Genomic DNA, 14,081 nt, shown 5'->3' with positions numbered 1-14,081 from the left:
GAATAGACGGGATCCGGCCGGGCCGGGTCCCGTTTTTGCTGGCGGTTTTCTAAAGGCCTTCGAAAGAGGCTCGTCCGTCAGGGTCTTGCAGATCGTGCAGCCGGTTGGCCGCATGGCGGCCAAAGCGCAAGGTCACGGCCTTGCGGGTCGCGGCGGACAGTTTGTGCTCAGGGGCCTCGCGCAGGATCTCAGCACCAAATCCGTCAGACAGAATAAGCCCAGCCTCTTCGGGAAACGCCTCCAGGGGCACGTCGGGAAGGGTGGCAAAATAAAGCCGGTCGCAATGCTGGCGGTAGTCCGGCCATTTGCTGTCGGCGCGCAGGTCCGCAAGGGAGGATTTCACTTCCACGATCCAGAGCTGGTGGCGGGGCCCGAGGGCGAGCAAATCCGCGCGGCGGGACGAGGCCAGGGTGACTTCCGGCAGGCAAGCAAAATCAAGCTGCCGCAGCAGCCGGGCCGCGCCGCGCCAAACTCTCAGAGCCCGCTCCGATTGCCGCCCGTCCGCCAGCGGATCATGGATCTGAAGGCGGCCTGCGGTGAGACGATCATCCTGTGTCATCTGATATTTGTTCCATTTTTGTTCACTTTCTGCAAGCATGTTTCGCAGCGGAAAGGACTGTCTCGCCTTTTGGCGTGTTTCGCGATATGCAAATGACATGCGATTTTGTGCAGATCCGGGAGGGGATATGCGTTTAGGACTTTTGACATGTGCATTGCTTGGGGGGCTTGCCGTTTGCGCTGTCCCTGGACCCGCCTCGGCGGCCAAAGGGGATCTGAAGGTCAAGATCCCGAAATCCGCACCGCTTCTCAAAGGCCGGACCCTGGATTTGCGGTTTGCTGATTTTGCGCAAGGGATCTGGGTGCGGGATCTCAAGAATTGTCCGGCTGACAGCATTGACCGGACCCCGCCCGGAAGCACTTTGGCAATCTACCGGGGGCTTTGGGAAATGCCGGACCGGATCTGCCAGGTCTATGGGGCGGAGTTCGGGCGCATGGACACCCAGAGAGCGGCCATCAATTGTCTTCTCGACAGTGGTGCGGAAGCCATTGAGCTGGTGACGGTCCAGCCTCGGGGCGAAAATACCCTGCTGGTGCAGGAAGGAGAAGGACGGCCGGTGCAATTCCGCTTTTGTGAGGCGATCCAGCCGGTTCTGAAAGCGGAGGGCGCCGAGTGATGGCGCCTTTCCGGCAATAGAATTCCGGTTTTTCACACGAGATTGGTTGGGCGCGCGTCGCGTGAATCCGGATTGAAATTGCTGTGTCTTTTACGTGGACCTTCTGTGATGTCAGGCAGCGAAAGATAAATCCGATCAAACGCGGTTTGCTCTAAATCTCCGGTCCGGACCAGATATCAGACTGCGCGTTTTTCTTCGGGGTCCGGGATTCGGAAATATGCGCTGTAAGCGGGTCCAGCCGACAGAGCGCTTCATACTGGCTTAAAAACACCTCGCCGGTCAGGTGCTCCAGAAAGTCGGTCCGTTTCAGGCGGTCCATGACCGGCCCCTTGACCTCTGACAGGTGGAAGGCAACGCTTGAATCCGACAGGCGGTGATTGATCTCCTCCAGGCTTTCCAGCGCGCTGGCGTCGATCTCGTTGACCGCAGGGCACATCAGGACCACATGCTCGATCTCCGGGCGGTCTGCCACCAGTTCGTAGATCCGGTCTTCCAGAAATCTGGAATTGGCGAAAAACAGGCTCTCATCTACGCGCAATGTCAGAACCCGGTCTCCGGTCACAACCTTGTGCCGGTCCACATTGCGGAAATGCTCGGTGCCTGGAACAATGCCGACAATGGCCATGTGGGGCCGGCTGCTGCGGTAAAGATAAAGAGCGACAGACAAGCCGACCCCTGTGACCACTCCGGGCTCGACCCCGAAAAAGAGGGTGATCAGGATGGTTGCCGCCATGGCGGCAAAATCGCTTCGGGAATAGGCGAAGGTGCGTTTCACAGCACCGAAATCCACCAGGGACAGGACCGCAACGATGATGGTCGCTGCTAAGGTGGCCTGCGGCAGATGGGTCAGCAGCGGCGTCAGAAACAAGGTGGCAAGGGCAATGCCGATGGCCGTGAAGGCCCCCGCGGCCGGGGTTGCCGCGCCTGCATCGAAATTGACAACCGAGCGGGCAAACCCGCCTGTGACCGGATATCCGCCAGAGAGGGCGGAGGCGATGTTGGAGGCGCCAAGGCCGATCAGTTCCTGATCCGGCTCGATCCGCTGGCGTTTCTTGGCCGCCAGGGTCTGGGCGACAGAGACCGATTCCACAAAGCCGATGACGGAAATGAGCAGTGCGGGCCCGGCAAGCGCAAGCCACAGCTCACTGTCAAAGGCAGGCAGATGCGGGATGGGCAAGCCGGAGGGGATGTCACCGACGACCCGCACCCCGGCATCGGACAAATGAAAAAGAGCAGAGGCAAGGGTGGTTACGGCGACGGCCGCCACCGGCCCGGCCTTTGCCAGCAGATCAGCGGGAAAGGCGGGAAGGCCCAGGCCGAGCAGAAGGGGTTTCAAGCCCTTGCGCACCCAGAACAAGAATAAGGTGGCGGATGCCCCGATGGCCAGGGTGATCCCGTTGACCGCGTCCAGATGCTTCAGGATCGACAGGAGAATCTCGTAGAGCGTGTGCCCATGCGCCGGGACCCCCAGAATGTGCTTCAGCTGGCTGGCCGCAATCAGCAATCCGGACGCGGTGATGAAGCCGGAAATGACCGGGTGGCTGAGCAGATTGGCCAGAAACCCGAGCCGGAAAAAGCCCATGGCCGTCAGCATCAAGCCGGACAGCAGGGCCAGCACAATCGCTGCACCAAGATATTCCGGCGTCCCCTGAGTGGCAAATTCACCGACGGCGGAGGCTGTCATCAGGGAGACAACGGCCACGGGGCCGACCGCCAGCGCCCGGCTGGTGCCGAACACCGCATAGGCCACAAGCGGCAGGATCGAGGCATATAGACCGACTTCAGGCGGCAGGCCCGCCAGGAGCGCGTAGGCAAGTGACTGGGGGATCAGCATGATCGTTACGATCACGGCGGCCACCAGATCGCTGGTCGCGGTTGTCTTGTTGTAGCTTTTGCCCCAGTCGAGAATGGGCAGGAAACGCTTGAGCGCAGTCATGTGATCTTTCTAAGGCATCTCAAGGCGCCGGAGGGCCAGAAAATGCGTTTGCGGCGCGGGAGGGCCGTGCCGGAACAGGGAGGCCGGTGAACATGGGACAGCTTGCGGGCGGGTGCACTCCGGGGCTGTCTCGAACAGGATCCGGGCCAGTGTCCCGGCCCGGGAAAGCAATTCAGAGCGGTGGCTGGGCGGTCAGGACGCAGAGACTTTTTCCGGTTTGGCCAGCCATTCCTTGCCGCGCAGCATGGCCTTCCAATAGACCGGAGGCAGGATGCGTTCCTTCAAGAGCCAGGCGGTCCGGGTCGGTTTGGTGCCGTCCACCAGCCAGCGCGGGAAGCTTGGCAGCAAGGTGCCGCCATAGCCGAACTCGGCCAGCACGATCTTGCCGCGCTCCACGGTGAGCGGGCAGGAGCCGTAGCCGTCATATTGGGCCGTTGCACTGCCGCCCCTGATGTCGGAGACGATGTTTTCCGCCACCACTGGGGCCTGTTTGCGGGCGGCGGCGGCCGTCTTGGCATTTGGGGCGTTCATCACATCACCGAGTGACCAGATATTGTCATAGGTGGTGTGGCGCAGAGTTGCCTGATCCACATCCACCCAGCCTGCCGCATCTGCCAATGGCGACACTCTTATGAAGTCCGGTGCCGTCTGGGGAGGTGTTACGTGGATCATGTCAAAACCGGCCTCAATCCGTTGCACGGGCTGGTCCGGCTGGGAGACCTCGAACGTGGCCGTCTTGCCCGGACCGTCAATGGCAACCAGATTGTGAAAGAAATTCAGCTGCACACCATAGCGCTTCACATAGTCCATCAGGGCAGGCACGTAATCCTTGACCCCGAACAGAACCCCGCCCGCATTCATGAACTGGATGTCCATATTGCCCAGACGGGCGGTGCGGACCCAGTGATCCGCTGACAGGTACATCGCCTTTTGCGGCGCGCCCGCACATTTGATCGGCATTGGGGGCTGGGTGAAAAGCGCCCGGCCAGCCTGCATCTCCTGCACCAGTTTCCAGGTATAGGGGGCGAGGTCATAGCGGTAATTGGAGGTCACCCCGTTCTTGCCAAGAGTGTCCACCAGGCCCTCCACCCGGTGCCAGTCCAGTTTAAGGCCCGGGCAGACCACCAGGCGGCCGTATTTGATCACCCGGCAGCCGTCCAGAACCACCGCATTGTCTTTCGGTTCAAAGGCGGCCACCGCCGACTTGATCCAGTGAACGCCCCTGGGAATGAGCGAACCCATGGTCTTTGCCGTGTCTGCGGCCTGAAAGATGCCGCCGCCGACCATGGTCCAGCCGGGCTGATAATAATGTACATCGGCCGGGTCGATCACGGCGACCTCAAGATCTGATGTGCGGGACAGAAGGCTGGAGGCCACAGAGATGCCTGCCGCGCCACCGCCAACAATGACGACATCGAAACGGGCATCTTCTGCGGTTTCTGTCGGTGTCCTGCCGCCGTTCACGATCCGTCTGGCGACGCCGGCCATATCGTATCCGGCAGCCTTGGTCCGCTCCAGGATTTCAGCCAGCGGCAAGGTCCCGGCCTGAGACAGGGACCACAGGGTGGCCGACCGGGTTCCGGTCCGGCAATAGGCTAGGGTTGGCTTGGGCAGGCCTTCCAGCAAACGGCCGAAGGCGTCCGCATCCCCATCTCCGACCTTGCCCGCAACGATGGGCAGATAGCGGGTTTCGATCCCGAACTTTCCGGCGGTGGCCTCAATCTCCTCAAAAGCCGGCTGGTCGGCGCCTTCACCGTCCGGCCGGTTGCAGATTACCGACCGGATACCGGCCTGGGCAAGTTCGGCCAGATCCTCGGGCCGGATTTGCGGCGACACATAGATTTGGTCCGTTATCGATTTCAGTGTCACAGCGGTCCCTCCCGAGTGTTTGTTGCGGTTCATTGGGTCAAAGCGCGTTGACGGGGACCTTCAGGAAGGTCTTGCCGCTCTCGTCCTTTGGCGGTAGTTGACCGGCGCGCATGTTGACCTGAAGCGACGGGATGATCAGCTTCGGCATGTCGAGCACCGCATCGCGTTCGGTCCGGAACTTGACGAACTCCTCCCGGGTCTTGCCGGCGCCCACATGAATGTTGTGGGCCTTTTCGTCTCCCACCGTTGTCTCCCACTGAATATCCCGGCCGTTCGGCCCGTAATCGTGGCACATGAACAGGCGCAGCTCATCGGGCAGGGCGAGCACCTTCTGGATGGAATCGTAGAGCGTGGCCGCATCGCCACCGGGAAAATCGGCCCTGGCAGAGCCGCCATCGGGCATGAACAGGGTGTCGCCGACAAAGGCCGCGTTGCCCATCACATGCACCATGCAGGCGGGCGTGTGGCCCGGCGTATACATGGCAAAGGCGGTCAGGGAGCCGATCCTGTAGGTATCACCATCCTTGAAAAGACGGTCGAACTGGCTGCCGTCCCGCTGAAACTCCGTGCCCTCGTTGAACACTTTGCCGAAGGTTTCCTGAACAACGGTGATCTTGTCGCCAATGCCGAGCTTGCCGCCGAGCTGCTGCTGGATATAGGGCGCCCCCGACAGATGGTCCGCATGCACATGGGTCTCGATCAGCCATTCCAGCTCAAGATCATGTTCCTTGATATGGGCAATGATCTGATCCGCATGGTCATAGGTTATGCGCCCGGCCGCATAGTCGATATCCATGACACTGTCGACAACCGCGCATGCTTTGGAGGCCGGATCCTTTACCACATAGCTGATCGTGTTGGTTGCGGGATCGAAGAAGGCCGTCACCTCAGGGATGACCGTCATATCGACCGGGTAGTTTGAAGCGAACATCTGGTGTCTCCTTGAACGAAAGGCTGAAAGGGACGGGCGTTGCCGCGGTCAGGCGCGGGCCGGCTGGTCCTTGAAGGTCAATCGGGTCACCCCTCTGGCGGCAAGCATGCCAGCCAGAAGGGCGGCGGCGGTGAGAAGCGCATCCTGGCCTGCGAAACCAAGCACCGGGATCAAGCCGCCCGGGCAGAAACCGGCAAGGCCCCAGCCAATCCCGAAGATGGCCGATCCGGTGATGAGCCGCCGGTCCAGATCCTGCCGGGCTGGCAGGCTGAAGGCCGCAGCCAGAAGCGGACGGGGCCACCGGAACACAAGCCGGTATCCAGCGGCGGTCACGAGCAGGGCACCTCCCATCACAAAGGCGAGGCTCGGGTCCCAGCTACCGAAAACATCGAAGAAGTTGAGTACCTTCGCCGGGTTGCCCATTCCGGAGATCAGAATACCGCATCCGAACACGAGGCCAATGGCAAAAGCGGAAAGAAGTTTGAGCATGTCACCCTCCAAACATATGACGGCTGAGGAATACGGTCACGGCGGCTGTGGCCATGAAGGTGAGGGTTGCCACGAGGGAGCGGGCCGATAGGCGCGCAAGTCCGCAGACCCCGTGGCCACTGGTGCAGCCTGATCCCAGCGATGTGCCAAGGCCGATCAGGAATCCACCTGCCACAAGCAGGACAGGGGGGGAGGACACCTGAATGTCCGGCAACTGACCACTTGCAGCCAGCAGCACGAGCGGACTGGCAATCATGCCGGCGAGAAAGGCCGCCCGCCAAGCCCAGTCCCGGCCAATATTAAATGTGAGCAGGCCATTGACGATGCCGTTGATCCCGGCAATGCGGCCATGAGCTGCCATCAGAAAGACGGCTGCAACACCGATGAGCAATCCGCCCGCGAAACTGGTGAAGGGTGTAAAATCTGTCATGATGGCCCTCAAACTACAATATATTCGAATTTATGAATATAAGTAATTGAACGCAAGCCCTGAGAGTGGCCTGCGGCATCTTGAACCAGTGTGAAGGCGCAGGAAAATGTGAGGATCAAGCCTGAAAGAGGCAGGAAACAGAGGTAAAAGAAGGACCGGACAAAGTGCAGGAGGCACAACTGGAATTGGAACCGGGTTGGGGGGCAGGTGGGACCAGGTCTCAGTTCTCGGCCAGCGAGGCTGAGGGCAGGCTCAGCACCACATCTGTCCCGTCTGCGCGTTTTCGGGACATAGCGCCTGGCAGGAGCAGAGCCGGGTTCTCGGACGCGTAGGGAACGTGAAGATCGGTCCGGGGCCCGGAAAATTCGCCCATGGGCCGCAAGATATCCTCATGCACCACGCTGCCGAGATATAGCGGATGATCCTGGCCATTTTCCTCGACCTGATACCGGCTCGGCCACAGCCGGAGTACCCAGCGGCCTTCCTTGTCCGTGCCAGCGTCTTTGCGGATCAGCACCAGATCCGGCTGCCGGCCGCTTTGGCTGCGGGGCAGGATCGGCAGAGAATCAGGTGGGGTCTTGCCTTCCACGAAACCGCCGGCGGAAGTGAGGGACCATTTCGGCGGGCGTTGCCAGCCTGCCTTTACAGCCTGCTGCGCAAAGTGTTCCAGGGACCCCGCATACTGGATCACCAGGGGCTCTTCCAGATCACCGTTGAGTTCGATCCGCCGGTCTGGAAGGGAGCGCCAGCCGCCATCAAACCAGTCTTGTGCGGTCAGGGTCTCGGTCTCGGCCTTTGGCTGGTAGGTCACCAGGGCCGTGTCGAAGGAGGAGGTGATATGCCAGCCGCCAAAAAGGGCCAGAGTGGCGGCCACAAGAGCGGCCAGGGTAACCCGGCCGATCTTCTCGTTGTGGATCGGGCCGAACACAAAGGCAAAGGCGGCAACCATCGCGGTACCGAACAACAGACCGGCCAGAACATCGGACATCCAGTGGGCGCCCAGATAGACCCGGGAAAAGCCGATGGTGATCACGAGGGCGGCAGTCACCGTGAAGATGCTGGCCTTGGCCCAACGGGTTAGTTCATGGGCGATCAGAACCGCGCAGATCCCGAAGAGGACGGCGGTCAGCGTCGCGTGGCCGCTGGGAAAGCTGTAGGCATGGGCGCCAGTGTAAAGGTCCAGCGGGCGTGAGCGGTGCAGCAGCAGCTTGAAGAGCGGCACAAAGGCGGCGGTGCCGGCCATGGCGATGATAAAGCCGGTTCCGCGCCGCCAGGCCTTTTTCGCAAACAGATAAAGGGTAACCACAACCGCAATCGCTGTAACGACAATCCCGTCCCCGAGCATGGTGAAAAACACCATGATCCTGTCCCCGGCCGGCGTGCGCAGGCTGTCGAAGAGATTGAGGATCGACAGATCTGCCAGCACCAGCGGTTCCCCCGGCGCGACCTCGCCGACGATCCAGAAAAAGGCGGGCACGGAGACCAGCAGCAACAGCGCGGAGGCCAGCATGCCGACCGAGCGGGGATGGGCCGGGTCAAAGGTGCGGGCAATCCACTTGGAGATCCGGTCCGGCCGGCGCGCGAACCAGGCAACAATGAGCGCATGGGCATTTGGAAACAGCGGCAGAATGATCAGAATGAGCCAGCGTCCGAGCATGACAATCAGGAAGATGACCACCAGAAGCGCGCCCAGCACCATGGCCAGCCGGCCGCTGATCTGTCCCAGAGCGTTTAGCGCGGACCCGGCCAGAATGCCCGGCCCCAGATGGGCGATGGTCCAGGCAATGGCGGAGGTCACATTGACCACGGAGAAGCGGCTGAAATTCATACCGGCCATTCCGGCAATGCCCGGAACCACCGATTTGACACCGGGCACGAAGCGGCCGAAAAACACGCTCTTGCCGCCGTGTTTTTCGAAAAACCGCTCGCCGCTTTCAACCATGTGGCTGTATTTGTTCAAAGGCCAGTTGTTCTTGAGCTGGTCCTTGAAGCGGTAGCCTACCCAATAGGAAATGGCATCTCCGGCCGTCGCACCGAGCGTGGTCCAGATCACGATGGGCAGCGCGTCCAGTTTGCCAAGGCCGATCAGGGTGCCTGCACCGACCAGAACCACGGTGGAAGGCACGAACAGGCCGACCAGAAACAGCGCCTCGCCCATGGCGGCCAGAAAGCAGATCAACCCGGCCAGCGAAGGGTTTTCCGCGATAAAGGTCAGGATGGGATCAAGAAAGTCGGTCACGGACGTGTGTCAGCCTGACGGTAAATCAAATTTTGAGAACCTGACTTCCGAAGCGGAAGAACAGGCTGAGATACGGGATACAGCTTCATATATGGGGCGATCCTGACAACCAATAGCGAAAATTTTGTTTCTCACGCATTCCCTGATCTTTGATCTGCGCCATGGTTTTTTAAGGGCGGCTGCGACAAGATGCACTCAGATCGCTTTTTCAGGAGCCATTGATGTTTGAATCCGCCCGTTTGCCGCAAAAGATGACCAAGAAGGACTTCAAGAAACTTGAACCTGAATTGCGCGAGGCGCTTTTGTCTGCCCAGCTTCCGGTCATTGAGAAAAAGCCGTTTTCGACCCTCATCCTCGTGGATGGTCTGGACGGGGCGGGCAAGGGCGAGGCGGTCGCCCGGCTTTATGGCTGGATGGATGCGCGCCATCTGGTGTGCAATGCCTATGGCGACCCGACGGACGAAGCCCGGTCACGGCCGCCGCTGTGGCGCTATTGGCGGGACCTGCCGGCCAAGGGCGAAACCGCCATTGTGTTCGGCAGTTGGTATCAGTCGGTGCTGCGAGACTGGATCTACAAGAAGATCGATGAGGATGCGTTTGAAAAGGCGTTGGTGCGCATTCGCCGCTTTGAGGAAATGCTGGCCAATGAGGATGTATTGATCCTCAAGTTCTGGTTCTTCCTGCCGAAGGACATTCAGGAAAAGCGCCTGAAAAAGATCGAGAAGAAACAAGCCGCCCGCCATGTTCTGGCCGATTGGGCGGCCCTCAATCACCACAAACGGGCGAGCGAGGCGGGCGAGAAGATCGTTCTGGAAACCAGCAAGGGCTATGCCCCCTGGTTTGTCATTCCCTCCCAGGATGCCGAATACCGGGATGCGGCCCTGGCCCAGACAGTGGCCCGTTCCATGAGCCTCAAACTGGAAAATGGCGAAGCCCGCTCCATTGCCGCCCCGCCGGTTGTCGGTGGCCTGCAGCGGGAAACGGCGGTCGATACGATTGACCTGAGCGAAAAGCTGGACAAGGCGGCTTACGAAAAGCAGCGGGAGGCCTATCAGGAGATCCTGTCGGATCTGTCCGACAGCAAGGCGATGTCCAAGACCGGTGTGGTGCTGGTGTTTCAGGGCAATGATGCGGCAGGCAAGGGCGGGGCGATCCGCAGGGTCATCCGCCCGCTCGACCCCCGGCTTTACAAGGTTCATCCGATTTCGGCGCCCTCGGATGAGGAAAAGGCGCGCCCGTATCTGTGGCGTTTCTGGCGGCGGGTGCCGCGCAAGGGACATTTCGCGATTTTCGACCGGTCCTGGTATGAGCGTGTCCTCGTCGAACGGGTCGAAGGCTTTGCCGGTCATGATGACTGGCTGCGCGCCTATAACGAGATCAACGAGTTCGAAGAGGAGCTGACGGATTTCGGCTTCGTCATCTGCAAGTTCTGGCTTGCCATTTCCGAAGAGGAACAGCTGCGCCGCTTCAAGGCCCGCGAGGACACGGCCTATAAGCAGCACAAGATCACCGATGAGGATTGGCGCAACCGCCTGAAATGGGAGCAGTATGCGATAGCGGCCGGCGATATGGTCGACCGCACCTCGACCCATTATGCCCCCTGGACTCTTGTCTCTTCTGAAGACAAGCGCCATGCGCGGGTCAAGGTTCTCAAGACCATCTGCGACCGGCTGAAGGAGCGTCTTTGAACACAGGCCCCACAAGGCCGTCCCCTATGAGGGAAGGCTGTGGAAGGTGCCGTAAAGGGTGCGGGCCACCTTTACCAGATCCCGGCTCATGTGTTTGGAAATGGAGCTGGCATTGATCAAGGTTGCCCCTTCGCCCGGGGTGATCTGCTGTTTTCGGATCAGGTCGTCCACTTCCTGAAACACGTGATCATCATGTTGGGCGGCCGCTTTGCGCAAGGCCTTGAACGCGGCCGGTGTGCGCTGGTCCGGCTCTTTGGAAAACAGGGCAAACAGCTCCCGCAGCAAATGGGCAATGACTTGGCGGATGGAATTGATCTCCGCCAGGAAGGCTGCATTGGGGGCGTCCACATCCCGGGTGGCGATCCGGTTCAACACAGCACTGTTTTTTAAAATATCCAGCATCCGCCGGCATGCCAGACGAATTGTCTGGACCTGGTCGGCCTGTTCTTTGGACAGATCGTCCTGGGCGAGAATTTTGGAGGAATAGGTGAGCATGTCCTCAAACAGCGGTTCGATGCGCCGCAGAAACAGCGTCTGGGTGTCATAAGGCTGCATCGGCCCGGCCTGATTGACAACTTCAGCCAGCGGAATTTCGGCCTGAATCTGGCTGCGCGACAGGGTCAGCCCGTGCGCGACCCCTTCAAACAGCGCATTGTTATAAAGCCGCCGCGCTTCTTTCAAAAAGGCATCAATCGCCGTTTCCGGATAGTTGGCGGACGAGGCCGTCAGATATTTCGGGAGCGCAAATTCCAGTTCCGGATCCGGCTGCTCGGGCAGAGCCCGGGTGACCAGCCTGGCAAGGGGCCCGACAAACCCGATCTGTAGCGTGATGTTCAAAATATTGAAGCAGCTATGGAAGAGGGCGAGGCCTAAGGGCACGGCCGCCATGTCGGCCAGGGGCGAGCCGGCACCCGTAAAAAGCGCGATTTCGCTGATCAGGGCAACAAGCGGTCCAAGCAGCACCAGCGCCCAGGTCACCCCGAACAGATTGACAAACAGATGGGCGAGGGCCGCCCGTTTGGCATTGGTGTTGGCGACCAGTGCCGCGAGATTGGCGGTAATTGTCGTCCCGACATTCTCCCCCAGAATAATGGCCGCCGCAGCCTCGAAAGGCAGCCAGCCCTGGCTTGCAGCCACAATGGTGATGGCCATGGTCGCGCTGGAAGATTGCAGCACGACAGTGAGCGCGGTTCCGATCAGCAGGAACAGCAGCGTGGAGGCGAAGCCATAGCCCGAGGCCTGTTCGATAAACGTGAAGACCGCCGGATTGTTCTGCAGATCCGGCACACTGTCTTTCATGAAGTCCAGGCCGATGAACAGCAGGCCAAAGCCGAGAATGACGCCACCCCATTTGCGCGCCTGTGCCGACGATAGCGAAAACAGCACAAAGCCGACGGCCATCAGCGGGATGGCAATTGCCGTCATGGAGACGCCAAAGCCCAGAAGGGCGATGAGCCAGGCGGTGAAGGTGGTGCCGATATTGGCGCCCATGATCACCGGAATGGCTCCTTTAAGGGTCAGCAGCCCGGCATTGACGAAGCTGACCACCATGAGGGTGGTGGCGGACGAAGACTGAATGACGCAGGTGATGAACACCCCGGTCAGCACGCCCTTGCCCCGGTTGGACGTAAGTTTGCCCAGGGTGGTTCTCAGGCGCCGCCCGGCAAGCTCGGACAGGGCTTCGCTCATGACCTTCATGCCATACAGAAACAGGCCGAGCGCCCCGGCAAGGTTCAGCAGGATGATCATGGTCAGCTCCCCTTTTTCAGGTCTTCATCCGGGCCTTTGGTCTTATTCTTGCGCAGGCTCCCCCGAATTTCAGAGCGCCTGCGCCAGATAGTCAATGGCCGCCTGGACGCCACCCTTGCCAAAGGGAATGTCCAGCTTTTCCAGTCCAAGTTCGATGGCCGATAGCGTGCCCAGCAGCATGACCGCATTGACATGGCCCATATGGGCGATCCGGACGCCTTGTCCTGACAGCGACCCGATCGCGCCGCCAATGGTCACGCCGCAGACATCTTTTGTGAAGGCGCGCAACTCGGCCGCCCTGCCATTGTCAATCCGCACGACCGTCACGCTGTTGGACCGGGCATGGGGCTCGGCGATGTTGAAATGCAGGGCGCCGCCGCGGGCCCACTCGGCAACCGCGCGGCGGGTGGCTTCTGCCAGGAGGGCATGGCGGTGCCAGGCCTGTTCCAGGCCTTCTTCAAAGATAAGCTCCAGGCCTTTTTCAAAGGCGTAGAGCAGATGCTCGGGCGGTGTGCCGCAATATTTCTGATAGTGTTCCGGCCCTTGGCGGAACGTCCAGTCGGTGTAGTTGGTGCGCAAGGTGGCGGTTTCGTGGGCCCTGTCCGCCTTTGGGCTGGCGGCCACAAAAGAAAGGCCCGGCGGACACATGAGGCCCTTCTGGGACCCGGTCAGAGCCACATCAACGCCCCAGGCGTCCATTTCAAAGGGCATGCAGCCGAGGGAGGCAATGGTGTCAACCATGAACAGGGCCGGATGCCCGGCTGCGTCAATCGCCTTGCGCAGGGCGGCTATATCGTTCCATACGCCTGAAGCCGTATCCACCTGTACCACAAGAATGGCTGCGATCTCATGGCTGCTGTCCTGTTTCAGCCGCGCTTCGAGGGCGGCCGGGTCGACAGCCTTGTCCCAGGCGCCTTCCAGAACGTCTACTTCAAGTCCGGTGACCTGCGCAGCCTCGCCCCAGCCAAGGGCAAAGCGGCCGGATTCCAGCGCCAGAACCTTGTCGCCCCGCTTCAATGTGTTGCACAGCGCAGCATCCCAGGCCCCATGGCCATTGGCGGCGTAGATGTAGGTTTTGCCTTCGGTCCGGAACAGGCGCTTCAAACCTGCAAGGCAGGTGCCGGTGGCCTCCAGAAGCGGGCCTTCATAGATATCGACGGCGGGCTTGTGCATGGCCCGCAGGACTTCTTCCGGCACATTTGTCGGTCCGGGAATCATCAGGAATTCTTTGCCGTGGCGAAGAGGCATGGGCGATCCTTTGTCGAAGAGCAGGGTCTCAGGAGAGGCTAAAAACGGGCCGCGACCCAGCTTGGGAGAGTTCAGCCAGCCAAGGTCGCCTGCTATCGGAACAAGGTCAAGCGAACTTAACGCACCTTTGCAACATCTTGAGTGGGTGTAGAAAATTATAAGACACGTACTGCGGGATTTTGCTTGGCAAAACGAACAAGGTGCAGGAAACTGTGAGTGTGCTCAAATCGGCCTTGGAAACGGGGCTGCTATGGCGTAACACTATGAATTGCAAGACATATGAGCGTGGTGCATGCATTCACCATGTGCGCAAATGACTCATGCTTG

At 60.3% G+C, this 14,081-nt stretch carries 11 protein-coding genes; 2 read left to right on the top strand and 9 right to left on the bottom strand.

Annotated features, from left to right (window positions below):
• Positions 1-49 precede the first annotated feature (49 nt).
• Entirely contained in the window at positions 50-559 is a 510-nt protein-coding gene (locus tag ACXAH0_RS15865) for an MmcB family DNA repair protein (RefSeq protein WP_475182705.1), read from the bottom strand.
• A 127-nt stretch (positions 560-686) separates the two neighbouring features.
• On the opposite strand from ACXAH0_RS15865, the gene ACXAH0_RS15860 reads away from it, so the two are divergent.
• Positions 687-1,175, top strand: a complete 489-nt coding sequence (locus tag ACXAH0_RS15860; protein ID WP_475192721.1) for a hypothetical protein — start codon at positions 687-689, stop codon at positions 1,173-1,175.
• Positions 1,176-1,326: 151 nt separating this feature from the next.
• Here ACXAH0_RS15860 and ACXAH0_RS15855 read toward each other — a convergent pair whose 3' ends face one another.
• The 6 genes from ACXAH0_RS15855 to ACXAH0_RS15830 all read right to left on the bottom strand — a co-directional run bounded on the left by ACXAH0_RS15855 (position 1,327) and on the right by ACXAH0_RS15830 (position 9,069).
• Positions 1,327-3,111: a SulP family inorganic anion transporter gene (locus ACXAH0_RS15855; protein WP_475192719.1), complete on the bottom strand. Its 1,785-nt coding sequence runs from the start codon at positions 3,109-3,111 to the stop codon at positions 1,327-1,329.
• 192 nt (positions 3,112-3,303) lie between these two features.
• Positions 3,304-4,980: a bifunctional protein tyrosine phosphatase family protein/NAD(P)/FAD-dependent oxidoreductase gene (locus tag ACXAH0_RS15850; protein WP_475192716.1), complete on the bottom strand. Its 1,677-nt coding sequence runs from the start codon at positions 4,978-4,980 to the stop codon at positions 3,304-3,306.
• Positions 4,981-5,017: 37 nt separating this feature from the next.
• On the bottom strand, positions 5,018-5,911 hold the full coding sequence (locus tag ACXAH0_RS15845) for an MBL fold metallo-hydrolase (protein ID WP_475192713.1): 894 nt from the start codon (positions 5,909-5,911) through the stop codon (positions 5,018-5,020).
• 48 nt (positions 5,912-5,959) lie between these two features.
• Entirely contained in the window at positions 5,960-6,400 is a 441-nt protein-coding gene (locus ACXAH0_RS15840) for a DUF6691 family protein (protein WP_475192708.1), read from the bottom strand.
• Between the two features lies 1 nt (position 6,401).
• A complete protein-coding gene (locus ACXAH0_RS15835; RefSeq protein WP_475182728.1) occupies positions 6,402-6,830 on the bottom strand; it encodes a YeeE/YedE family protein in 429 nt (142 codons plus the stop codon).
• A gap of 220 nt (positions 6,831-7,050) precedes the next feature.
• Positions 7,051-9,069, bottom strand: coding sequence for a bifunctional DedA family/phosphatase PAP2 family protein (locus ACXAH0_RS15830; RefSeq protein WP_475192705.1), 2,019 nt, complete (start codon positions 9,067-9,069; stop codon positions 7,051-7,053).
• Between the two features lie 221 nt (positions 9,070-9,290).
• On the opposite strand from ACXAH0_RS15830, the gene pap reads away from it, so the two are divergent.
• Positions 9,291-10,757 (top strand): polyphosphate:AMP phosphotransferase, encoded by a 1,467-nt coding sequence (gene pap, locus ACXAH0_RS15825; protein ID WP_475192702.1) that lies wholly within the window; start codon positions 9,291-9,293, stop codon positions 10,755-10,757.
• 24 nt (positions 10,758-10,781) lie between these two features.
• On the opposite strand, the gene ACXAH0_RS15820 is transcribed toward pap, so the two are convergent.
• Together ACXAH0_RS15820 and ACXAH0_RS15815 are read right to left on the bottom strand one after the other, a co-directional pair.
• Positions 10,782-12,506 (bottom strand): Na/Pi cotransporter family protein, encoded by a 1,725-nt coding sequence (locus tag ACXAH0_RS15820; protein ID WP_475192700.1) that lies wholly within the window; start codon positions 12,504-12,506, stop codon positions 10,782-10,784.
• 69 nt (positions 12,507-12,575) lie between these two features.
• Positions 12,576-13,754, bottom strand: coding sequence for a pyridoxal-phosphate-dependent aminotransferase family protein (locus ACXAH0_RS15815; protein WP_475182749.1), 1,179 nt, complete (start codon positions 13,752-13,754; stop codon positions 12,576-12,578).
• Positions 13,755-14,081 lie beyond the last annotated feature (327 nt).

This window comes from Roseibium sp. AWQ4_290, assembly GCF_056160985.1.
The sequence above is the reverse complement of the archived record's forward strand: the minus strand, read 5'-3'. Positions and strand labels throughout refer to the sequence as shown.